Here is a 19,918-nt window from a genome sequence, read left to right as displayed (position 1 = left end):
GCTCACGCAGCGACGCACCGGCGGGGGACTTCGACATGCATCGATGTTGACACATGTCGATGTCCCCCGTGCGCCGGGCCGCCGGTCAGGTGCCGGGCCACTCCGCGTAGGTGACCTCGCCGCCGCGGACGTCGACCACGAGGCGCACGTCGCCCGTGCCCTTCTCGGCCAGGGCGTAGCGACCGGCGGCGAGCTCGCCGAACACCAGTGCCGGCACCTCGCCGCCCTGGACCGGCCGCCGGACCACCGCGACGTGGGCCAGGTGGTCGTGACCGTGATCGTGGCTGTGCTCGTGGTGATGGCCGTGGTCGTGCCCGCGGTGCTGACCGAAGACCGCGCCGTCCGGCGCGATCTCGACCTCGACCCCCACCATCGACGCCGGTGTCGTGACGACCACCGCACCGATGTCCCCGCCGATGTCGAGCAGGACGCAGCCCTGCCCGGCGTGCGGGTTCTCGGGCGAGTCCGGCGGCCGGTGCCCGACCGTGGTCCCGGCTGTCATGACGCCTGCGTGGTGCCGGGCTCGGTCTGGTAGCCGCCACCGGGCAGACCGAGGTACGGGAATGCCTCCAGCAGCGGGGCGTTCGTGTCGGTCGTCCCGTCGGTCACGGCACTGGCTGCGCCGTCGGGGGTGAACGACGGGTCGACGAGCGGGATCGTCAGGCCCGCGACCGCGCGGATCTCGATCGTGACGACGTCGTCCCCGATCCGGCGCCCGTTGGGGAAGCCGGCCGCGTCGCCGCCCACCAGGCCGAGGCTGTTCTCGCTCTCGCTCGGCGGGATCGCCACGTTGAGCCGGAGCATGTCCGACTGCACCGGGCCCGTGTAGTTCTGGAAGCCCTCCACGACTCCCGACGGGATGCCGGTCATCAAGATGGCGTTGAGGTCGGCGCGAGGCTTGGTGTACGCCGCGAGGTTCGGGAAGACGCCCGGGTAGAGCACCGGCAGCAGGCCCGCGAGCTCCGGCTTGTTGACGTACTTCGTGTACTTCGCGTCGTTCGCGGGGGGCGCCGAGTTCCACGCGTCCTTCTCGGCCATCGGCACGATGACCTCGTTGAAGAGCGGGTTGCCGAGCCGGGACACCTGCACCCACGGTCCGTTGCCGACGAACTTGCCGCGCTTGGCGTCGTACACCCGGCCCTTGCGCCGGCTCGCGGTCGCCCACACGCCGATCACCGCACGCTTGCTCATCGGGTCGGTCGGGACGCCGTCACCGGCGGTGACCTCGTAGATCGGCACCTGGATCGCGATCGTGTGGACGTTGTAGGACTGCACGGCGTTCTTGCCGTTCATGTTCGGCATCGAGATCAGGTGTGCCTCGTTGAACGGGCGGAGTGCTCCGAGGTCGAAGATGCTGCCGAGGTCGACGTGGAACGCGTCGGCGCGCTGGCCGGCGAAGACCCGGCGCCGGCCGAGCTGGTGCACCGCCTGTGCCCCGAGCGAGGCGTAGTCCGGCGTGCTGCGCTTGCCGACGTTGACCGGCGGGGTGGCCAGCCCCTGGCCGAGCACCTTCGACTTCCCGTCCTTGACGCGCGTGACCGTGTAGAACTGCGGCCGGTTCCAGGTGGTGTCACCGATGTCCGAGATCGGCCCGGTGTTGTAGAGGAACGTCTTCGGGTTGCGGATCTCGGTCCGGAACTTGAACTGGTAGGTCACGTCGGGCTTGCCCTTGCCCGAGTTCGCGACATGGATCTCGTAGAGCACGTCGTCCCCGAACTCGTAGAAGTTCGGGCCGCCGTCCGGCTTCTGCAGCGGGATGAAGTTCGCGATCAGGGTGACCGTTTCGGGTCGGTCCGGACTCACGAACGCGTAGACGTCGGTGCCGTCGGCGACCGGGTCCTTGGAGATCTCGGGGGCTTCGCGGTGGGAGGACATCAGTGACCTCCCGCCGCGTTCAGGATGCGGGTCACGAGGTCGCGGTCGTGGACGACCACCTCGCGCTCGCCGACGAGGAGCCGCAGCTCGCTCGACGTGTGGTCGACGATGGCCAGCACCGGCTCCTGCGCACTGTGCGGCTGGCGTCGCGCCTCGGCGGCGCCAGCAGCTCCCACGACCCCGGTGGCCAGGGCGACGGTGCTCGCCGTCGCGCCCACGCCGGCCGCGGCCAGGAACTTCCTTCTGCTCGTCTCGCTCATCAGGTCCTCCATCTCGCGCGCGAGCCCGTGTGATCCGCGCCACAGAGCGGTTCGTCACCGACGCGCGAACGGATTGGTCCGATGGAGGTCGGACCAGGAAGGTCCACCACCGGGTGGTCCCGAGCAGCTCTCCGCGGTGCGGGACGCGCTGGCGTTCGGCTCCTAGTTGTGATGTCCAGCCAGGTTGTCCAGCCGGGTGATGGGTGGAAGCCCACCGAGCGCTGAGTGGGACCGGTGGTGGTTGTACTGGTGGAGCCAGCCTGCCAGTGCTGCACGTCGGGCGTCTTCGGATGAGTAGAGCTTCTTGTGTGATGTCCAGCCAGGTTGTCCAGCCGGGTGATGGGTGGAAGCCCACCGAGCGCTGAGTGGGACCGGTGGTGGTTGTACTGGTGGAGCCAGCCTGCCAGTGCTGCACGTCGGGCGTCTTCGGATGAGTAGAGCTTCTTGTAGGCCCAGCCGTCGGCCAGGGTGCGGTGGAAGCGCTCGATCTTGCCGTTGGTCTGGGGTCGGCGGGGCCGGGTCTTCTTCATCGTGATCCCCAGGTCGGCGCAGCTGTCGCGCCACAGGAACGACTTGTAGGCCGACCCGTTGTCGGACAGGACGCGTTCGACGGTGACGCCTCGTTCGGCGAACCAAGCCACGGCCCGGTAGAGCACGGCGGTGGCGGTGACGGCCTTCTCGTCGTCGTGGATCTCCGCGTAGGCCACCCGGGAGTAGTCGTCGATGACGGTGTGCACGAAGCAGATTCCGACCCGCGGCTTGTAATGCGCGGCCGTCGCGCCGGTGCGGTCCCGGGTTGCCCGCCGGTTCCCATCGCCCTGTGACTTGCCGACGAAGCGCCAGCCGCCACCGTCGGGGATGTTGCCGAACTTCGTGACGTCGACGTGGATCAGCTCCCCGGGCCGGGAGCGTTCGTAGCGTCGAGCTGGCTCCCCGGTGACCCGGTCGATATGGGTGAGCCGATTGAGCCGGCACCGGGTCAACACGGCGTGCACGGTCGAGGCCGGCATCCCGATCTTGGCGGCGATGGGGACCGGCCCCAGCCGCTGCTTCCACCGCAAGTGCACGATCTTGCGCACGATCGGTGCCGGGGTCCTGGCGTGCTGAGTGTGGCGAGCCGAGGACCGGTCGCCCATCCCCGCCGGCCCTTCCTCGCGGTAGCGCTGGGCCCACTTGGCCGCGGTGCGCCAGGAGACGTTGAAGAACTCAGCCGCGCGAGACGGTGGCCAACCGTCTTCGACGATCAGCCGCGCCAGCCGCAGTCGGTGTCTTGGGGTCAGAGCCGCGTTAGCGTGAGCCATGAAGGCCTCCCTGTGGGTGAAGTCCTAGACAGCTCCACTCCACATCCGGGAGGCCTTCACCTACCTACGGCTCGCCGTACCCAATCGCACAACGTGCCTGGGCATCACAGCTAGCAGCGCACTTGACACGCGTCAGGTGACGGCCGAAGTTACCGACAGGTAATGTCTGCCGGCATGACCCAGGTGCTCTCCCTCTGGACGACGGCCGCGCGGCTCCCGCTCGGCGACCGGGCGTTCTCGGTGCTCTTCGCGCAGAAGGCGCCCTACTTCGCCTCCGTGCGGCCGCGATTCACCGTCATCGAGCCCAACCGGGCCGAGCTCGTGGTCCGCGACCGGCGGCGGGTGCACAACCACCTCGGGACCGTGCACGCGATCGCGCTGTGCAACGGTCTCGAGGCGGCGATGGGGGCGCTGGCGGAGGCGAGCATCCCGGCCGATCGGCGGTGGATCCCGAAGGGCATGGAGGTCGCCTACACCGCGAAGGCCACGGGCGACGTCACCTGCATCGCCGAGACCGACCCCGCGCAGTGGACGGGCCCGGTGCCGGAGGCGGGGCAGGACCTGCCGGTCCGGGTCCGCGGCGAGCTCGCCGACGGCACGGTCGTGGTCGAGGGCGTGATCCGGCTGTGGGTCACGCCGCGTCGGCCGTCGGGGCGCCGGCGCTGAGCCGGTCCTCGCGCAGCCACTGCCAGGCCAGCGCGCCCACCCAGATCTCGTAGGCCAGCGAGCCGAGGGCGAGCGCGGGGAACGCGACGGCGGTCAGGGAGGTCGCCGTACCGACCGCGCTGAGCACGACGACGCCGACGCCGACACGCTGCATCCAGCGCGAGCCGCCGGTCAGCCGCAGCGCGAGGACGATCGCGAGCACGAAGAAGATCCGGGGGAGCGCGGAGAACGCCAGCGAGTACGGCGCGATCGCGTCCCAGCCCGCCAGCAGCCGGAGGTCGGTCCCCTTCTCGGCCGAGTCGAGCGCGACGTCGTGCAGCACGGCGGCGTAGGGCCAGACGAACGCCAGCAGGGTGCCGGCCGCGACGGCGACGGTGGCGAGCGTGCCGGTGGCGTCGGCTCGGCGCAGCCGGAACGAGACGGCGCCGAGGAAGCCGAGGAGCAGGACGCCGGCGACCATGAACAGGTAGTTGCCGACCCGGTAGGCGTCGGCGGCGTCGAGGACGCGCTGCCCCCACACGAGGGGCTCGTCGCCGGGGCGTCCGCCCTGCGGCAGGACGAGCAGGGTCATGCCCACCATGACGGCGAGCTGGCTGACGGTGAACGCCAGCCCGCACCAGGTGCTGAGCCGGAGGACGTCGGGGGCGGTGCGGCGACCCGTCGTGCGGGTCCCGGTGGTGTCGAGGAGAGTCATGGCGAGGACCGTACGAACGGTGGACCGGTGCCCACATCGACCGCGGGGCTGGTCCGCGATCAGCCCGTGGGCTGACGCCACAGCGGGCCGCTCCGTCCTACGCTGCCGGCGTGACCCCACCCGCCGGCCGCCTGGGCGCGAACCGCACGGACGCCGTGCTGGCCCTCGTGATCGGCGTCGCCGGGCTGGTGCAGGTCACCGTCTGGCCGATCGCGGACTCGGTCGTCGGCCAGGTCTACGTCGTCCTGACGACCGCGCCGCTGGCCTGGCGCCGGACCCGGCCGGTGCCGGCGGCGCTGCTCTCCACGCTGCCGTGGCTGGTCCCGACCGACGGCTACCCGCTGCTCGGGTTCGTCGTGGTGGTGCTGCAGTTCTTCGCCCTCGGCAGCTGGGGCCGGCCGCGGTGGACCGTCGCGGCGACCACGGGGTGGGCGGTCGCCGCGACCGTGGCCGGCACGCTGCTCGGGCCCGAGGCGCCGTACGCCGCGATCGGGGCGGCGATCGCGGTCGCCGGACCGGTGCTCGCCGGCCAGCTCGTCGCCCACCTGCGCGCGCAGAACGCCGAGCTCGACCGGCTGACCACCCGGCTCCGCGAGGAGCGCCGGCGGGCGGAGGAGACCGCGGTCGAGCTGGAGCGGGCGCGGATCGCCCAGGAGCTGCACGACGTGGTCGGCCACGAGGTCACGCTGATCGCGGTCCAGGCCGAGGCCGCCGCGGCGGCGCTGCGGGTGGCGCCGGAGCGGGCCGCCGAGCCGGTCGAGGCGATCCGGTCGACCGCGCACCGGACCCTCGCGGAGATGCGCGGCGTGGTCGACGTCCTGGCCCCCGAGGACGGGGTGCGCGGCGCGACCGACGACCTCGGGGAGGTCGCCCGCCGTGCCGAGGGCGCCGGCATCCCCACCACGCTGCGCGTCGTCGGCGCGCCCGGCGAGGCCGACGAGCGGGCCCGGCTCGCCGTCAACCGGGTCGTGCGCGAGTGCCTGACCAACGCCGGCCGGCACGCACCGGGCGAGCCGGTCGCGATCGACGTCGCCTGGGAGCCGACCCGGGTGAGCGTGGTCGCGAGCAACGCCACGACGCTCGCGGACGTCCCGGCCGCCGGGCGCGGCCTCACCGGCATGCGGCACCGGGCGCAGCTGCTCGGGGGCGGGTTCGAGGCCGTCGTGCGCGACGGCCGGTTCACGGTCAGCATGTGGCTGCCGCTGGCCGGGTCCGAGGCCGCGCGATGACCCGGGTGCTGCTCGTCGACGACCAGGACCTGGTCCGCCAGGGCCTGCGGCTGATCCTCGAGCTGGCGGGGCTCGAGGTGGTCGGCGAGGCGCGGGACGGGGCCGAGGCGGTCGCCGCCGTCGCCGAGCACGCCCCCGACGTCGTGCTGATGGACCTGCGGATGCCCGGGATGGACGGGATCGAGGCGACCCGGCGGATCACCGCGTCGTACGACGGCACCCGGGTGCTCGCCCTGACCACGTTCGACCTCGACGAGCACGTCGTCGACGCGCTACGCGCGGGCGCGGTCGGGTTCCTGCTCAAGGACGTCACCGCCGACGGCTTGGTCGAGGCGGTGCGCCGGGCCGCCGCGGGGGAGCCGGTCGTCGCGCCGGCGGTGCTCGCGCGGATGATGGCCAGCTTCGCCTCGCGGGCGCCCGCGGCGACCCCGCCGCCGGGGCTGGCCGACCTGAGCGAGCGGGAGCGCGAGGTGCTGGCACTGATCGGCGCCGGACGGTCGAACAGCGAGATCGCGGCCGAGCTCGTGATCAGCATGGCGACCGTCAAGACCCACGTCCGGCACGTCTTCGCCAAGCTCGACTTGCGCGACCGGGCGCAGGCGGTCGTCGCCGCCCGGGACGCCGGGCTGGTCTGACCCGCGGGGGTGATCGTTTTCGTTCAATTGCTGGGAAAGGTCCCGGTTACTGGCGCGTAGGTAGGGCCGGACCGCGCAATTGAACGGAAAGACGCGCGACCCAGGGCGGCCTCAGGTCAGGAAGATCGGGTTCGTCAGCGCGACCATCGGGTCGAGCTTGGTGCCGCGCCGCACCTCGGCGCGGACGAAGGCGGTGCCACCGGGGACCACCCGGTCGAGAGTGATCGTGCCGTCCTCACCGGCCGCGGCGCTGCCGAACGACTTCGTGCCGGGGCCGTAGAGGAACGCGGTGCACCCGGGCACGCCGGTGACCTCGAGGTGGACGGCGACCTCGTCGCCCTCGCTGCTCGGCACGTGGTCGCCGCACTCGCCGGACACGTCGTCCAGGCTGGCGGTGAACACCAGGTCGACCGCGGAGGACTCCGCGACCCACGCGTGGCCGGCCCGGTAGCCGGCGATGACCGCGGCGGTCGAGAGCCCGTCGGCCCGCACGACCGTCTGGGCCAGGCCGATCTGCTGGCCGTGGTTGTGGGAGTCGGAGTTGCCGACCGCCGGCTTGAAGGTGCCGGCGCTGAGCAGCTGGTGCCAGCGGGTGACGGCCAGGCCGTCGAAGGAGTCCCACGGGCCGTTCCAGACCTCGACCGCGTCCATCTCGGCGAACGTGTCGCCGAAGTCCCACCGGATCGACGGCACCGGGATGTTCGGGTGGGCCGCGATCGCGATCCCCCCGAGGTCGCGGACCTGCTGCGTGAAGGTGGCGAGCTCGCCGTCCTCGGGCCGGTAGCGCCAGTCGATCCAGGTACCCGCAGGCAGGCCGGTGGCGACCCAGTGCCCGGCGCGCGTGGTGACCTCCTCGCCGGCGATGACGAGGAAGTCGTCCTCGACGTACCGGCCCCAGGTGAGCTGGGCGGAGTCGGTGTTGTGGTCGGAGCTGCCGATGAAGTCCAGACCGGCTGCGCGAGCATCCACCAGCACCTGGGGCTGGGTCTGCGAGCCGTCGGAGTGCACGGTGTGGACGTGCAGGTCGCCGCGCCACCAGGTCTTCTGCTCGGTCGGGGTCGCCGTCGTCGGCGCGGGGTCCGGCACGAACGGGGCGCCCGGCTTGCCGAAGACGAGGGTGACCTTCACCTCGTACTTGATGCGGGACACGATCTGGTACGGCCCGAGCGCGACCTTCCAGCGCCCCGGCGAGATGGGTCCGGCCAGGTAGCCGGGCGTCGCCGCTGTGCGGCTGATCCGGAACGCCTTCCGGGCGCCGCCCGACCAGCCGCGGAAGCCCGCAGCGTTGCCCAGCCCGTTGCCGGAGGAGTCGAAGATGCCGATGTCGATGACGTTCGAGCTGTAGCCGGGGCCGGGGATGGGATCGGGGTAGGTGTAGCTGACCCGGACCTCCTTCACGCCCTTCGGCACGACGAAGGGGAGGTAGACCCAGTCCTCCTTGTTCGCCGGCGTGAAGGTGCCCGTGAACTTCTTGGTCACCGTGGTGCCGGCCTCGGCGGGTGCGAACGTGAGCACGGCGGCGGTCGAGGCGACGCCGGCGCCGGCCAGCAGCAGCGCCCGGCGGTCGAGGTGCCGGCCGCTCATCGGCGGGCGCCGTTCGTGCGGCGGGCCACTGTGGCCCGGTTGCTCTGGCTGGAGAGCACCGAGCGGTTGCTCTGGTGGCTCATGATCGACCGGTTGCTCTGGGAGGAGAGCAGTGACCCAGTCGACATCCAGGAGCCGATCGAGAAGGCCGACATCGCCGACCCGATGCTGCCGATCGAGGCGAACGAGCCGATGCTGCCGACGGACAGCACGGAGCCGGTCGAGCAGATGGACAGGATCGAGTTCTGCGAGCGCCAGGAGAGCACGTCGGCAGCCTAGGCGGGAATGGCGCCGCAGTCCGGTGTTCACCCGGACCCACGTGCCTGTTCATCGCGGCGATGAGCGCTCGTCGTACGGGACCCCGAGGCTCGCCCGCGTGAACACCTCATTCCTCGCAAAGACCAGCATCCTGGCACTCGTGGTGGGCGGCATCGCGGGCGCCGCAGCCATGAGCGCCGACGCGAAGGCGACCGTCTCCGTGGCGGACGTCCCCTCGGCCAACACCCGCGCCGGTGTCGCCGACAACGTGCTCACCGCGTCGGCGACCGAGACCGCCGTTGCGTGGGGCAACCTGCCCCTGGCCAACCCCGACACCGCCAACGGCGTCACGCACTACGGCTACAACACCGCTGTCGCCGGGCCCCTGACCCAGGCGACGGACGAGGCCCGCAAGACCGAGCCGGACAAGAACGTCTACCTCGTCATGGGCGGCCACCACTACCTCTACCAGGGCCACGAGCTCGGCCCGCGGGGCTACGTGACCCGCATCGACCTCGACCAGACCGACCCGGCCAAGCGCGTCAGCCTGGTGTCCGACGTCGACAGCTCCGGCAACCCCTACCCGACGATCGACGGCATCACCTGGGACCCGTTCACCCACCAGCTGCTCCTGACCGCGGAGTCCAAGTCGCCGAGCGGCGGGGTGTTCGGGGTCTCGCTCGACGCGAACGGCGACCCGGTCGACGGCAAGGCGACCCGCCTGGACGCCCTCGGCTCCGGCGGCTACGAGGGGGTCCAGAACGACAAGGACGGCAACGTCTGGCTCGTCGAGGACATCGGTGGCGCGTCGGCCAGCGGGGGCAAGGTCCCCAACAGCTACGTCTACCGGTTCCGTCCCACCGACAAGACCGACCTGACCAAGGGCGGCACGCTCGAGGCCCTCCAGGTGCTGCGCGCGGACAACACGCCGGCGACGGCGGCGCAGCTCCAGGCCAACCCGTCGGACCCGTTCATCACCGACCTCCACCAGTACGGACGGACGTTCAAGACGACCTGGGTGACGGTCCACAGCAGCGCGCCCGGTGCGTACGACGCCACCGCCGCCGCCAAGGCCGCGGGCGCCACGCCGTTCAAGCGTCCCGAGAACGGCGTCTTCCGGCCGGGCACCGACTTCAAGGACTTCTACTTCACCGAGACCGGTGACACCACGACCGCGAGCACGCTCCCGGGCGCGTACGGCGGCGTCTTCCGTCTCAGCCAGTCCGGGGGTCCCAGCGCCGCGACCGGCACGATCACCATCGCCGTGGCAGGAGACCGGGCGCACACCGGTCTCGACAACATCGCCTTCCTGACGGCCGACGACCTGCTCGTCGTCGAGGACGCCGGCGACACGCTGCACCAGCAGCGCAACGCGCTGGACTCCGGATTCCTCTACCGCGTGGACCGCTCGGCGGAGAAGTCCTCGGCGGTGCGATGGCTCGCCGAGGGTCGCGACGCGTCGGCGACCTTCGACGCCCTGTCCGGCCCGGCCTACAACGACAAGGACAACGAGGTCACCGGCATCCACGTCTCCGACGGCGACCCCGGCGCGGCCGGTCTCCTCGGTGCCAAGGTGCCGAACCCGGCCGGGGCGACCTGGCGGACGTTCTGGACCCAGCAGCACGGTGACAACGTCACCTGGGAGATCCGCTGGCAGTTCGGGCGCTGAGCCGACGCGGGCCGGGGCGGGGGACACCCGCCGCGGCCCGTTCGTTTTCCGGACGACCGGGTGCCGCCGTACCCTTGTCGACTGTCATGTCTGCTTCCTCCGCCGCGCGCACGTACGAGGTCCGCACCTACGGGTGCCAGATGAACGTCCACGACTCCGAGCGGCTCTCCGGCCTGCTCGAGGACGCGGGCTACGCACCCTTCGACCGGGAGGCCGCTCCGGCGGGCGAGCAGGCCGACGTCGTCGTCTTCAACACCTGCGCGGTGCGCGAGAACGCCGACAACAAGCTCTACGGCAACCTCGGCCACCTCGCGCCCGTCAAGGCGGCCCGGCCCGGCATGCAGATCGCGGTCGGCGGCTGCCTCGCGCAGAAGGACCGCGACACGATCACGACCCGCGCGCCCTGGGTCGACGTCGTCTTCGGCACCCACAACATCGGGTCCCTGCCGGCGCTGCTGGAGCGGGCCCGGGTGCAGGAGGAGGCCCAGGTCGAGATCCTCGAGTCCCTCGAGGTCTTCCCGTCCACGCTGCCGACCCGGCGCGAGTCGGCGTACGCCGCGTGGGTGTCGGTGTCGGTGGGCTGCAACAACACCTGCACCTTCTGCATCGTCCCGGCCCTGCGTGGCAAGGAGAAGGACCGCCGGCCCGGCGAGATCCTCGCCGAGGTCGAGGCCCTCGTCGCCGAGGGCGTCTCCGAGATCACCCTGCTCGGGCAGAACGTGAACGCCTACGGCGTGGAGTTCGGCGACCGGCAGGCGTTCTCGAAGCTGCTGCGTGCCTGTGGGGAGGTCGCGGGCCTGGAGCGGGTCCGGTTCACCTCGCCGCACCCGGCGGAGTTCACCGACGACGTCATCGAGGCGATGGCCGAGACCCCGAACGTGATGCCGCAGCTGCACATGCCGCTCCAGTCCGGCTCCGACAAGGTGCTGCGCGACATGCGCCGGTCCTACCGGCAGCGGAAGTTCCTCGGCATCATCGAGCGCGTGCGCGCCGCGATGCCGGACGCGGCGATCACCACCGACATCATCGTCGGCTTCCCGGGCGAGACCGAGGAGGACTTCGCCGAGACGCTGCACGTGGTGCGCGAGGCGCGCTTCTCGGGGGCCTACACCTTCCAGTACTCCAAGCGTCCCGGCACGCCGGCGGCGACGCTGCCCGACCAGGTCCCGCCGCACCTCGTGAAGGACCGCTACGAGCGGCTGGTCGCGCTCGTCGACGAGATCGCCTGGGAGGAGAACAAGCGGCTCGTCGGTCGCCGGGTCGAGCTGATGGTCGCCGAGGGCGAGGGCCGCAAGGACGCGGCCACCCACCGGCTCTCGGGCCGCGGTCGCGACAACCGGCTCGTGCACTTCGCACCCCCCGAGGGCGTCGAGGTGCGGCCCGGTGACCTGGTCACCGTCGAGGTCACGTACGCCGCCCCGCACCACCTGGTCGCGGACGGGTTCGTCGAGGCCCGCCGGACCCGCTCCGGCGACGCCTGGGCGGCCCGGCACGCGAGCCCGCAGCCCACCGGGGTGACCCTGGGCATGCCGACCCTCGGCGTACCCGCACCCCTCCCCGACGCTCCGGTGTGCGGCTGACATGGCTGCCGACGCCCCGACCATCCTGGCGACCTCTGGCGGCTGGGCGCTGGACGACCGGCTGCGCTGGCGCGTCGGCGCACTGACCGACCTCGCGGTCGAGCTGTCCGGTGTCACCGGACGGGCGCCCCGGGTGACCTTCCTGGGGACGGCGTGCGGCGACAACCCCGCCCTCTACCACGAGTTCTACGGCGCCGCGCAGCGCCGGGGCATCGCCGGCTCGCACCTGCAGCTCTTCCCGATGCCGAACGTCGACGACATCACGGCACACCTCCTGGAGCAGGACGTGGTGTGGGTCTGGGGCGGCAGCGTCGCGGGCCTGCTCGCGATGTGGCGGCTGCACGGCGTGGACCGGGCGATGCGCACGGCGTGGGAGGCCGGCGTCGTGCTGACCGGCGTCTCCGCCGGGTCGATCTGCTGGCACGTCGGCGGCACCACCGACTCCTTCGGCCCCGAGCTGCGCCCGATCGACGACGGGCTCGCCCTGCTCCCGTGGTCCAACGGCGTGCACTACGACTCCGAGGAGCAGCGTCGGCCGCTGTTCCACTCGCTGATCGCCGACGGCACGCTGCCTGCGGGGTACGCGACCGACGACGGCGCCGGCATCCTCTACCGCGGCACCGAGATGGTGGGGGCCTACGCCGAGCGCGACGGCGCCGGCGCCTACTTCGTCGAGCGCGGGGCGGACGGGACGGCCGTCGAGACCGAGCTCCCGGTCACGCGCCTGGGCTGAGCCACCACATCCAGACGGGCTCCTGCAGGTCAGACCTCGTCGTCGGCCCGGGGGTCCGTGCTGGAGTAGCCCGCCTTGGGCGGGATGCCGGACGGGTTGTCCTCGGGGTTGCCGGTCGACTGCTCGGGGGCGACGTCCTCCGCGGGCGTCCGCTCGTGCGGGGAGACGTCGCGCAGCCCGTCGGTCGCCTCCTGGCCGGGGCCGGTGGGGCCGACCCGCTCGCTGCTGACCCCCATCTCGCCGGCCGCGCGCTGCGGGCCGGTCGAGCCGGGCGTCGAGGACTGGATCTCCTCGTCGCTGTCGTCGAGGTGCCCGTCCCGGCTCTCGTCGGCCGTCACGCCGGGGACTCCTTCTCCTGCTCGCCGGCGCGGCTGTCCTCGTCGCGGGTCGCCGTCGTGGAGGTGTCCTCGCCCTCCGTGACCGAGTCCATCACCTCGTCGGTGGCCTTCTCGTCGATCGCCGGGTTCTCGTCGGGCGAGAGGTCCGGGATCGAGAGGTCGCCGTTCTCCGGCAGCGCGTCCACGCCACCGGGGTTGGGCTCTCCCGGTTCGATCGTGGGCTCGGGCCGAGGTCCGAGGTCCGCCATGTGTCCCTCCCAGGTCAGAAGCCGAACGTCGAGTACGCCGTCGTCGTACCCGTTCGCACCGCGTCCAACACGGCCCGCTCGTGCGGGACCACCGGGTCGGGCAGGTCGTCGAGGCGGCACCAGCGCAGCTCGGCCGCCTTGGTCTCCTCGAGGATCCGCGGCTCGCCGGACCAGGCCCGGGCGGTGAAGAAGAAGTCGATCCGCTCGTCGATCGGCTCGCCGCCGCGGGTGCGCTGCATCGACGTCACGAACTCCAGCGCGATGTCGGTGACACCGATCTCCTCGAGCGCCTCACGGCGCGCGGCGTCGTACGCCGTCTCGCCCCGCTCGACGTGGCCGGCGGCCGCGGCGGCCCAGTGGTCGTCCATGTAGCCGGTGTTCTGCCGGTACTGCAGCAGCACCTCGGTGTGGGCCTCCGCACCTCGCAGGAGGAAGACGTAGGCCGCGGGGACGACGACGAAACGACCGTGCGCCGCCCCCGTCACTCCTCGCCCTCGGTGTCGACCGGCTCGAGGTCCTGCGGCGTGGCCTCCGGCTCGCCGTGCAGGTCGTAGTGCGTGCCGGTCTCGGGTGAGACCGCCTCGCCGTCCGCCGCCTCGAACTCCTCCTCGTCGGGCCGCTCCTCGGGCTCGACGTCCTCGGTCAGGTCGAACTCGCTCATGATCACTGCCCTCCCGCGTCGTCCGACGGCTCGTCGAGCGACGTCTCTGCATTCTCCTCCTGCGCGGCGCCGTGCGTACCCCCATCCGCGGCATCCGGCAGCTCGCTGCCGTGCTCCCCGGGCGGGGTCTCGTCGGTGGTCGGCGGCTGGTCCTGCTCCTCGGGGACGGGTGCGGTCATGGCTGCCACACTAACCACGTGCCGCCCAGCCCCGACCGCACCCTGCACGCGATCGTGGCCGTGGTCGGCGCGACCGCCTCGGGCAAGACCAGCCTTTCCCTCGACCTCGCCGAGCGGCTCGGTGGCGAGGTCGTCAACACCGACGCGATGCAGGTCTACCGCGGCATGGACATCGGTACGGCGAAGCTGCCGGTCGTCGAGCGCCGGGGCATCGCGCACCACCTGCTGGACACGCTCACGGTCCGCGACCCGGCCACGGTCGCCGAGTTCCAGGGCTGGGCGCGGGCGGCGGTCGCCGACATCCGGTCCCGGGGGCGGACCCCGGTGCTGGTCGGCGGCTCCGCGCTCTACACGCGGGCGATCCTGGACCGGTTCGAGTTCCCCGGGACCGACGACGCCGTACGCCGCCGCCTGGAGCAGGAGCTCGCCGAGCTCGGACCGGCGGCGATGCACGACCGGCTGCGCGCCGTCGACCCCGAGGCCGCCGACCGGATCCTCGTCGAGAACGGCCGGCGGACCGTTCGCGCGCTGGAGGTCGTCGAGATCACCGGCCGACCGTTCTCGGCGTCCCTGCCGACGCTGGAGTACCTCGACCCGCACACCGTGCAGATCGGGGTCGACATCGACCGGCCCACGCTCGACGCGCGGATCGAGCGGCGCGTGCAGGAGATGTTCGAGGCCGGGTTCGTCGCCGAGGTCGAGCGGCTGCTCTCCGAGGGGCTCGCCGAGGGCCGGACGGCGAGCCGCGCGATCGGGTACCGCGAGGTCGCGGCGTACCTCGCCGGCGAGCTGACCCTCGACGAGGCCCGGGAGCGGACGGTCGTCGCCACCCGGCGGTTCTCCCGGCGCCAGGACTCGTGGTTCCGCAAGGATCCCCGCGTCGTCTGGATCCGGTACGACGACCCGGAGCTGGTGGGGACGGCGCTCGCGGCCGTCAGGGCGAGCAAGATCGGTCAAGCGCCGCAGGGCGGGTCACCGCCAGACTGGGCCCATGGCGACGACGGGACGCGACCGGCTCCGTGAGCTGCTCGACGCGGTGCTGGACGACCAGCACCGCACCCTCGACGACATGGCCGGGGGCGCCTACGCCTCGACGTACCACTTCTCCCGGCAGCTGTCTGCGGCCGCCGGTGAGCCGCCGGTCGCGATGCGCCGCCGGGTGATGCTCGAGCGGGCCGCCTGGCGGTTGCGCGGGGGAGCGCCGGTGACCGACGTGGCGTTCGAGGCTGGGTACGAGTCGGTGGAGGGGTTCAGCCGGGCCTTCTCCCGCGCCTACGGGCACCCGCCCTCCCAGCCGGTCGCGGGCTCGCACTGGCTGCCCGCGCCCAACGGCATCCACTTCCACTCACCCACGTCGCTGTGGGTCCACTCCGGGGAGCAAGAGATGTCCCACTCTCTGATGACTCTGCCGCTGAAGCTGATGGTCCACCACGACCTCGACGACACCCGCGCGCTGCTCGACCTCGCCAAGCAGGTCCCGGCGGCGGACTACCGGCGCGAGGTGCGTCCGGTGCGCACCTGGGAGGGCGAGGAGTCGACCCTCGCGCAGGTGCTCGAGCGGCAGGTCTACACCCTGGAGGTCTGGCTGGCGGCGATCCGGGGCGAGGGCTTCCCCGAGGACCGCTCCGACGACCCGGCGGCGCTGGTCCGGCGGCACGACGAGGTCGCGCCGCGGTGGCTGGACCTGGTCCGCGACGTCGACCGGCGCGGCGCCTGGGACGACCGGATCGTCGACGCGCTCTGCGACCCGCCCGAGAGCTTCGTGCTGGGCAGCATCCTGGCCCACGTGCTGACCTACTCCGCCCACCGCCGCCTCGGCGCCCGCGCGATGCTCGCCGAGCTCGGGGTCGAGGTCGACGAGGGCGACCCCATCAACTGGCTCCGACGACGCTCAGGAGACGACGCGTGAAGACGCTCTACTACACCGCCAGCTCCGTCGACGGCTTCATCGCCGACGCGGACCACTCGTTGTCGTGGCTGCTGAGCCGCGACATCGACCAGGAGGGGCCGATGGCCTACCCCGCCTTCCGGGCGACGATCGGCGCCGCCGCCGTCGGGGCCAACACCTACCAGTGGGTCCTGGACCACGACCCGGACGGCTGGGACTTCACCATGCCCACCTGGGTCCTCACCCACCGCGACTTCGCGCCGCAGGACGGCGTCACGTTCACGACCGACGACGTGCGGACCGTGCACGCCGCGATGACCGAGGCGGCCGGGGGCAAGGACATCTGGCTGATGGGCGGCGGTGACCTGGTCGGCCAGTTCGCCGACGCGGGACTACTGGACGAGGTGTGGGTGCAGTACGCACCCGTCACGCTCGGTGGCGGCGCACCGCTGCTGCCGCGCCGGATCGAGCTGCGGCTGGAGGAGCAGGACCGCAACCGGGAGTTCCTGGTCGCGCGCTACACCGTCGTGTGACCCGACCGTTTCGGGGCCGTTCCGAGCGGGCACCGCAAGACATGCGTCGTCTCGGGATCGCCGTACCCCTCGCCCTGCTCTCCGCCGGGCTGCTCACCTCCGCGCTCGTCGCACCCGGTGCGCAGGCCGCGCCCGCCGCGCACGGCCTCGGTGCGCACGGCCCCGGCGGGCCGCCCAAGCACGCGACCGCCGTCGGGACCGGCGGGGCCGTCACCTCGGTCGACGCCGACGCCTCGCGGATCGGCCTGCAGGTCCTGAAGGACGGAGGCAACGCCGTCGACGCGGCGGTCGCGACCGCCGCAGCGCTCGGGGTCACCGAGCCGTTCAGCTCCGGCATCGGGGGCGGCGGCTACTTCGTCTACTACGACGCGGACATGGGCGAGGTGCACACCATCGACGGCCGCGAGACCGCGCCGGCCGCGATGCCGCACGACGCGTTCATCAACCCCGAGACGGGCAAGCCCTACGGCTTCTCCCCGGCGCGGGTCACCAGCGGCGTCTCGGTCGGCGTCCCCGGCACGCTCGCGACCTGGCAGCGCGCCCTGGAGCAGTGGGGGACGCGGTCGCTCGCCCGGTCGCTCGCCCCGGCAGCACGGCTGGCCCGGCACGGCTTCGTCGTCGACCCGACCTTCCACGGCCAGGTCGTCCAGAACAAGCGGCGGTTCAAGGCGTTCGTCCCCACCCGGGCGCTCTACCTGCCCCACGGGCACGCCCCGGCGGTCGGCAGCACCTTCCGCAACCCCGACCTCGCCGACACCTACCGGCTGCTGATGCGCCGCGGCACGGCTCCGCTCTACCACGGGGCGCTCGCCGACGAGGTGGTCCGCTCGGTCCGCAGGCCGCCGACCACGCGCAGCACCACCCTGCCCGTGCCGCGCGGCTTCCTGGTCCGCCGCGACCTGGCCCGCTACCGCGCCCTCGACCAGCAGCCGACGCACAGCGACTACCGCGGGCTCGACGTCTACGGGATGGCGCCGTCCTCCTCCGGCGGCTCGACGGTCGGGGAGGCGCTGGAGATCCTCGAGCGGCACGACCTGTCGGCGCTGCCGCGGGCCGAGGCCTTGCACTACTACCTCGAGGCCAGCGCGCTCGCGTTCGCGGACCGGTCGGCCTACGTCGGCGACCCGGCGTTCGTCGACGTGCCGCTCGACGACCTGCTCTCCGACGACTACGCCGCCGAGCGCGACTGCACCATCGACCCCGCGCACGCGAGCGAGAAGCCGGTCGCGGCCGGCGACGTGACGTCGTACGACGGCGTGTGCCCGGCCACCCGCGGCGCCGGCCACCGCGCGCCGGACACCGAGAACGTCGAGACCACCAACCTCACCGTGGCCGATCGGTGGGGCAACGTCGTCGAGTACACGCTGACGATCGAGCAGACCGGCGGCTCCGGCATCGTCGTTCCGGGGCGTGGCTTCCTGCTCAACAACGAGCTCACCGACTTCAGCCCGGTCTACGACGAGGACGACCCGAACCGGATCGAGCCGCTCAAGCGCCCGCGCTCGTCGATGTCGCCGACGATCGTGCTCCGCGAGGGGACGCCGTTCCTCGCGGTCGGCTCGCCGGGCGGGTCCACGATCATCACGACCGTGCTCCAGGTCCTCGTCGACCGGATCGACTTCGGGATGACGCTGCCGCAGGCGGTCGCGGCGCCGCGGGCCACCCAGCGCAACACTCCCCAGGACCTCGCCGAGCCGGCGTTCGTCAAGCGGTACGGCGACGCGCTCGGTGCCCTCGGCCACGACGTCGTCACCTACGACGACGTCTTCACCGGCACCCACGAGATCGGGGCGGCCACCGGGATCGAGTTCGGTCCGGACGGGCTGCTGACCGTGGCCGCCGAGCCGAGGCGTCGTGGTGGCGGGTCGGCGACGGTGGTGCACCCGCAGGGCTGAGCCGGGCCACAACCCGTTCGGCGGGACGCGCCCGCGCCGGTACCGTGGAGGGGTGACGACCACCCCTGCGCGGCCGGCCGCGGAGACCGGCTGGACCGAGATCACCGGCGCCGACGAGCTCGTCGGCCTGCTCGGCGAGCCGCACCCGCGCGCCCGGGACAAGGCACGGCCGGCGCTGCTCGAGGTGGACCGCGACTGGCTGGCCGCGACACCGTTCTGCGTGATGGCCACGTCCTCGGCGACCGGAGAGTGCGACGCCTCGCCGAAGGGCGACCCCGCCGGGCAGCTCGTCCACGTCCTCGACGACCACACGATCGCTCTGGCGGAACGACCCGGCAACAAGCGCGCCGACGGCTACAAGAACATCCTCGAGAACCCGCACGTCGGGCTCAACTTCTTCATCCCCGGTCGGGGCGACACGTTGCGGATCAACGGGCGAGCCCGGCTGGTCAGCGATGCGCCGTTCTTCGACGACATGGTGGTCAAGGGGCACCGGCCGCTGCTCGCGGTGGTCGTCGACATCGACGAGCTGTTCTTCCACTGCGCGAAGGCGTTCCTGCGCTCGGGGCTGTGGAAGCCGGAGACCTGGGACCCGGAGGGCAAGGTGCCGCGGCGCGCGGTGATCGCGAAGGAGGTCGAGCCGAGCGGGATGACCATCGAGCAGCTCGACGACTACTACCGGCCGGAGAACTACGCCCAGGGCCTCTACGGGACCGGCAGTGCCTGACTACGAGTTCCTCAAGGGGCACGGCACCGAGAACGACTTCGTGCTGCTGCCCGACCTCGACGGCACGATGCACGGCGACCTGTCGGCCGAGCAGATGGCGGCGCGGGTCCGGGCGCTGTGCGACCGGCGCGCCGGGATCGGCGGCGACGGGGTGCTGCGGGTGGTCCGCGAGGGCGACGGGTGGTTCATGGACTACCGCAACGCCGACGGGTCGGTCGCCGAGATGTGCGGCAACGGCATCCGGGTCTTCGCCCGCTACCTCGTCGAGGCCGGGCTCGCGGACCCGGCCGAGCCGCTGCCGGTCGGCACCCGCGACGGCGTGAAGGTGCTGACCCTCGACGGTGACCTGGTCACCGCCGACATGGGGCGACCGCGGGTGCTGGGCGAGACCAAGGTCGCCGTACCCGGCCACGCCTGGGTGGCGCGGCACGTCGACATGGGCAACCCGCACGCGGTCGCGTTCGTGGACGACCTCGCCGACGCCGGCCCGCTGCTGGAGCCGCCGGACCGGGACACCGCGCTCTACCCCGACGGCGCGAACGTCGAGTTCGTCGTGCGCCGCGGCGAGCGCCACGTCGCGATGCGGGTCCACGAGCGCGGCTCGGGGGAGACCCGCTCGTGCGGCACCGGTGCCTGCGCCGTCATGGTGGCCGCCGCGGTCGCCGACGGCGCCCGCCCCGACGGCGCCGACGTCGCCTACCGGGTCGACGTCCCCGGCGGCACCCTCACCGTCACCTGGACCGCCGGCGACCGGGTGCTCCTCACCGGCCCCGCGGTCCTCGTCGCCCGGGGCACGACCTCGCTCTGAGCCTCTGCGCGCTGCGGGTTTCCGTTCAATTGCTGGGAAGTGGACGGGTTACTCGCTGGTACCAGGTGCTTTTCCGAGCAATTGAACGTTCAGGCGCACCCCCGCGCCCCCTGCCCACCCAGCACCCTGACAGTCCGACTGTGAGCATGACTATGCT

The 19,918-nt window shown here is 72.4% G+C and carries 23 protein-coding genes and 2 pseudogenes; 13 read left to right on the top strand and 12 right to left on the bottom strand.

Features of this window, described 5'->3' with window-relative positions; all coding sequences use genetic code 11:
- Positions 1–85: 85 nt before the first annotated feature.
- The 5 genes and pseudogenes from ACILQ5_RS18435 to ACILQ5_RS18415 all read right to left on the bottom strand — a co-directional run.
- Positions 86–502 (bottom strand): hypothetical protein, encoded by a 417-nt coding sequence (locus ACILQ5_RS18435; protein ID WP_395659490.1) that lies wholly within the window; start codon positions 500–502, stop codon positions 86–88.
- Positions 499–1,875, bottom strand: coding sequence for a DUF4331 domain-containing protein (locus tag ACILQ5_RS18430; RefSeq protein ID WP_395659489.1), 1,377 nt, complete (start codon positions 1,873–1,875; stop codon positions 499–501). The genes ACILQ5_RS18435 and ACILQ5_RS18430 overlap by 4 nt, the downstream gene beginning before the upstream one ends.
- Entirely contained in the window at positions 1,875–2,135 is a 261-nt protein-coding gene (locus ACILQ5_RS18425) for a hypothetical protein (RefSeq protein ID WP_395659488.1), read from the bottom strand. Before ACILQ5_RS18425 ends, ACILQ5_RS18430 begins: the two co-directional genes overlap by 1 nt.
- 162 nt (positions 2,136–2,297) lie before the next feature.
- A pseudogene (locus tag ACILQ5_RS18420) lies at positions 2,298–2,432 on the bottom strand (integrase core domain-containing protein); the annotation flags it as partial.
- Between the two features lie 11 nt (positions 2,433–2,443).
- A pseudogene (locus ACILQ5_RS18415) lies at positions 2,444–3,436 on the bottom strand (IS481 family transposase); the annotation flags it as partial.
- Positions 3,437–3,598: 162 nt separating this feature from the next.
- Between ACILQ5_RS18415 and ACILQ5_RS18410 the strand changes: the two are divergent.
- Positions 3,599–4,102 carry a hotdog fold domain-containing protein gene (locus ACILQ5_RS18410; protein WP_395659487.1) on the top strand — a complete coding sequence of 168 codons (504 nt, stop codon included), beginning with the start codon at positions 3,599–3,601 and terminating at the stop codon, positions 4,100–4,102.
- On the opposite strand, the gene ACILQ5_RS18405 is transcribed toward ACILQ5_RS18410, so the two are convergent.
- Complete coding sequence (locus tag ACILQ5_RS18405; RefSeq protein ID WP_395659486.1) at positions 4,068–4,796, bottom strand: hypothetical protein; 729 nt, start codon at positions 4,794–4,796, stop codon at positions 4,068–4,070. The genes ACILQ5_RS18410 and ACILQ5_RS18405 overlap by 35 nt on opposite strands.
- Positions 4,797–4,906: 110 nt before the next feature.
- On the opposite strand from ACILQ5_RS18405, the gene ACILQ5_RS18400 reads away from it, so the two are divergent.
- A complete protein-coding gene (locus tag ACILQ5_RS18400) occupies positions 4,907–6,025 on the top strand; it encodes a sensor histidine kinase (RefSeq protein WP_395659485.1) in 1,119 nt (372 codons plus the stop codon).
- On the top strand, positions 5,989–6,660 hold the full coding sequence (locus ACILQ5_RS18395) for a response regulator (RefSeq protein ID WP_395659484.1): 672 nt from the start codon (positions 5,989–5,991) through the stop codon (positions 6,658–6,660). Before ACILQ5_RS18400 ends, ACILQ5_RS18395 begins: the two co-directional genes overlap by 37 nt.
- A 111-nt stretch (positions 6,661–6,771) precedes the next feature.
- On the opposite strand, the gene ACILQ5_RS18390 is transcribed toward ACILQ5_RS18395, so the two are convergent.
- Entirely contained in the window at positions 6,772–8,244 is a 1,473-nt protein-coding gene (locus tag ACILQ5_RS18390) for a CehA/McbA family metallohydrolase (RefSeq protein WP_395659483.1), read from the bottom strand.
- Between the two features lie 39 nt (positions 8,245–8,283).
- Between ACILQ5_RS18390 and ACILQ5_RS18385 the strand changes: the two genes are divergently transcribed.
- From ACILQ5_RS18385 to ACILQ5_RS18370, 4 genes are all read left to right on the top strand, one after another.
- Positions 8,284–8,523: a hypothetical protein gene (locus ACILQ5_RS18385; protein WP_395659482.1), complete on the top strand. Its 240-nt coding sequence runs from the start codon at positions 8,284–8,286 to the stop codon at positions 8,521–8,523.
- Between the two features lie 97 nt (positions 8,524–8,620).
- Positions 8,621–10,171: an alkaline phosphatase PhoX gene (locus tag ACILQ5_RS18380; RefSeq protein ID WP_395659481.1), complete on the top strand. Its 1,551-nt coding sequence runs from the start codon at positions 8,621–8,623 to the stop codon at positions 10,169–10,171.
- An 86-nt stretch (positions 10,172–10,257) separates the two neighbouring features.
- Positions 10,258–11,751 carry a tRNA (N6-isopentenyl adenosine(37)-C2)-methylthiotransferase MiaB gene (gene miaB, locus ACILQ5_RS18375; RefSeq protein ID WP_395659480.1) on the top strand — a complete coding sequence of 498 codons (1,494 nt, stop codon included), beginning with the start codon at positions 10,258–10,260 and terminating at the stop codon, positions 11,749–11,751.
- 1 nt (position 11,752) lies between these two features.
- Positions 11,753–12,484, top strand: coding sequence for a Type 1 glutamine amidotransferase-like domain-containing protein (locus ACILQ5_RS18370; protein ID WP_395659479.1), 732 nt, complete (start codon positions 11,753–11,755; stop codon positions 12,482–12,484).
- A 29-nt stretch (positions 12,485–12,513) separates the two neighbouring features.
- On the opposite strand, the gene ACILQ5_RS18365 is transcribed toward ACILQ5_RS18370, so the two are convergent.
- Genes ACILQ5_RS18365 through ACILQ5_RS18345 form a run of 5 tightly spaced genes read right to left on the bottom strand, consistent with a single transcriptional unit; the run spans position 12,514 to position 13,910 of the window.
- The gene (locus tag ACILQ5_RS18365; RefSeq protein WP_395659478.1) at positions 12,514–12,822 is read right to left on the bottom strand and encodes a hypothetical protein; all 309 of its coding nucleotides are present in this window, start codon (positions 12,820–12,822) and stop codon (positions 12,514–12,516) included.
- Positions 12,819–13,070, bottom strand: a complete 252-nt coding sequence (locus tag ACILQ5_RS18360) for a hypothetical protein (protein WP_395659477.1) — start codon at positions 13,068–13,070, stop codon at positions 12,819–12,821. Before ACILQ5_RS18360 ends, ACILQ5_RS18365 begins: the two co-directional genes overlap by 4 nt.
- Positions 13,071–13,084: 14 nt before the next feature.
- On the bottom strand, positions 13,085–13,555 hold the full coding sequence (locus tag ACILQ5_RS18355; RefSeq protein WP_395659476.1) for an NUDIX domain-containing protein: 471 nt from the start codon (positions 13,553–13,555) through the stop codon (positions 13,085–13,087).
- Positions 13,552–13,731, bottom strand: coding sequence for a hypothetical protein (locus ACILQ5_RS18350; RefSeq protein ID WP_395659475.1), 180 nt, complete (start codon positions 13,729–13,731; stop codon positions 13,552–13,554). Before ACILQ5_RS18350 ends, ACILQ5_RS18355 begins: the two co-directional genes overlap by 4 nt.
- 2 nt (positions 13,732–13,733) lie before the next feature.
- The gene (locus ACILQ5_RS18345; protein ID WP_395659474.1) at positions 13,734–13,910 is read right to left on the bottom strand and encodes a hypothetical protein; all 177 of its coding nucleotides are present in this window, start codon (positions 13,908–13,910) and stop codon (positions 13,734–13,736) included.
- 18 nt (positions 13,911–13,928) lie between these two features.
- Between ACILQ5_RS18345 and miaA the strand changes: the two genes are divergently transcribed.
- From miaA to dapF, 6 genes are read left to right on the top strand one after another with little or no spacing between them, the layout of a single operon-like run.
- Positions 13,929–14,933 carry a tRNA (adenosine(37)-N6)-dimethylallyltransferase MiaA gene (gene miaA, locus ACILQ5_RS18340; RefSeq protein WP_395659473.1) on the top strand — a complete coding sequence of 335 codons (1,005 nt, stop codon included), beginning with the start codon at positions 13,929–13,931 and terminating at the stop codon, positions 14,931–14,933.
- Positions 14,902–15,819 carry a helix-turn-helix transcriptional regulator gene (locus ACILQ5_RS18335; RefSeq protein WP_395659472.1) on the top strand — a complete coding sequence of 306 codons (918 nt, stop codon included), beginning with the start codon at positions 14,902–14,904 and terminating at the stop codon, positions 15,817–15,819. Before miaA ends, ACILQ5_RS18335 begins: the two co-directional genes overlap by 32 nt.
- Complete coding sequence (locus ACILQ5_RS18330) at positions 15,816–16,331, top strand: dihydrofolate reductase family protein (protein ID WP_395659471.1); 516 nt, start codon at positions 15,816–15,818, stop codon at positions 16,329–16,331. The genes ACILQ5_RS18335 and ACILQ5_RS18330 overlap by 4 nt, the downstream gene beginning before the upstream one ends.
- 41 nt (positions 16,332–16,372) lie before the next feature.
- Complete coding sequence (gene ggt / locus ACILQ5_RS18325) at positions 16,373–18,226, top strand: gamma-glutamyltransferase (protein ID WP_395659470.1); 1,854 nt, start codon at positions 16,373–16,375, stop codon at positions 18,224–18,226.
- A 52-nt stretch (positions 18,227–18,278) separates the two neighbouring features.
- Complete coding sequence (locus ACILQ5_RS18320; protein WP_395659469.1) at positions 18,279–18,953, top strand: pyridoxamine 5'-phosphate oxidase family protein; 675 nt, start codon at positions 18,279–18,281, stop codon at positions 18,951–18,953.
- The gene (dapF, locus tag ACILQ5_RS18315) at positions 18,946–19,761 is read left to right on the top strand and encodes a diaminopimelate epimerase (RefSeq protein ID WP_395659468.1); all 816 of its coding nucleotides are present in this window, start codon (positions 18,946–18,948) and stop codon (positions 19,759–19,761) included. The genes ACILQ5_RS18320 and dapF overlap by 8 nt, the downstream gene beginning before the upstream one ends.
- Positions 19,762–19,918 lie beyond the last annotated feature (157 nt).

Origin of the sequence: Nocardioides sp. (genome assembly GCF_044226305.1) — a bacterium.
Lineage (GTDB): Bacteria > Actinomycetota > Actinomycetes > Propionibacteriales > Nocardioidaceae > Nocardioides.
This window is presented reverse-complemented; position numbering and strand designations above follow the sequence as displayed.

Coding starts and splice junctions, on each gene's coding strand:
- ACILQ5_RS18435 (WP_395659490.1), bottom strand. CDS start 502: ATGACAGCCGGGACCACGGTCGGGCACCGGCCGCCGGACTCGCCCGAG.
- ACILQ5_RS18430 (WP_395659489.1), bottom strand. CDS start 1,875: ATGTCCTCCCACCGCGAAGCCCCCGAGATCTCCAAGGACCCGGTCGCC.
- ACILQ5_RS18425 (WP_395659488.1), bottom strand. CDS start 2,135: ATGAGCGAGACGAGCAGAAGGAAGTTCCTGGCCGCGGCCGGCGTGGGC.
- ACILQ5_RS18410 (WP_395659487.1), top strand. CDS start 3,599: ATGTCTGCCGGCATGACCCAGGTGCTCTCCCTCTGGACGACGGCCGCG.
- ACILQ5_RS18405 (WP_395659486.1), bottom strand. CDS start 4,796: ATGACTCTCCTCGACACCACCGGGACCCGCACGACGGGTCGCCGCACC.
- ACILQ5_RS18390 (WP_395659483.1), bottom strand. CDS start 8,244: ATGAGCGGCCGGCACCTCGACCGCCGGGCGCTGCTGCTGGCCGGCGCC.
- miaB (WP_395659480.1), top strand. CDS start 10,258: ATGTCTGCTTCCTCCGCCGCGCGCACGTACGAGGTCCGCACCTACGGG.
- ACILQ5_RS18370 (WP_395659479.1), top strand. CDS start 11,753: ATGGCTGCCGACGCCCCGACCATCCTGGCGACCTCTGGCGGCTGGGCG.
- ACILQ5_RS18360 (WP_395659477.1), bottom strand. CDS start 13,070: ATGGCGGACCTCGGACCTCGGCCCGAGCCCACGATCGAACCGGGAGAG.
- ACILQ5_RS18350 (WP_395659475.1), bottom strand. CDS start 13,731: ATGAGCGAGTTCGACCTGACCGAGGACGTCGAGCCCGAGGAGCGGCCC.
- ACILQ5_RS18345 (WP_395659474.1), bottom strand. CDS start 13,910: ATGACCGCACCCGTCCCCGAGGAGCAGGACCAGCCGCCGACCACCGAC.
- ACILQ5_RS18335 (WP_395659472.1), top strand. CDS start 14,902: ATGGCGACGACGGGACGCGACCGGCTCCGTGAGCTGCTCGACGCGGTG.
- ggt (WP_395659470.1), top strand. CDS start 16,373: ATGCGTCGTCTCGGGATCGCCGTACCCCTCGCCCTGCTCTCCGCCGGG.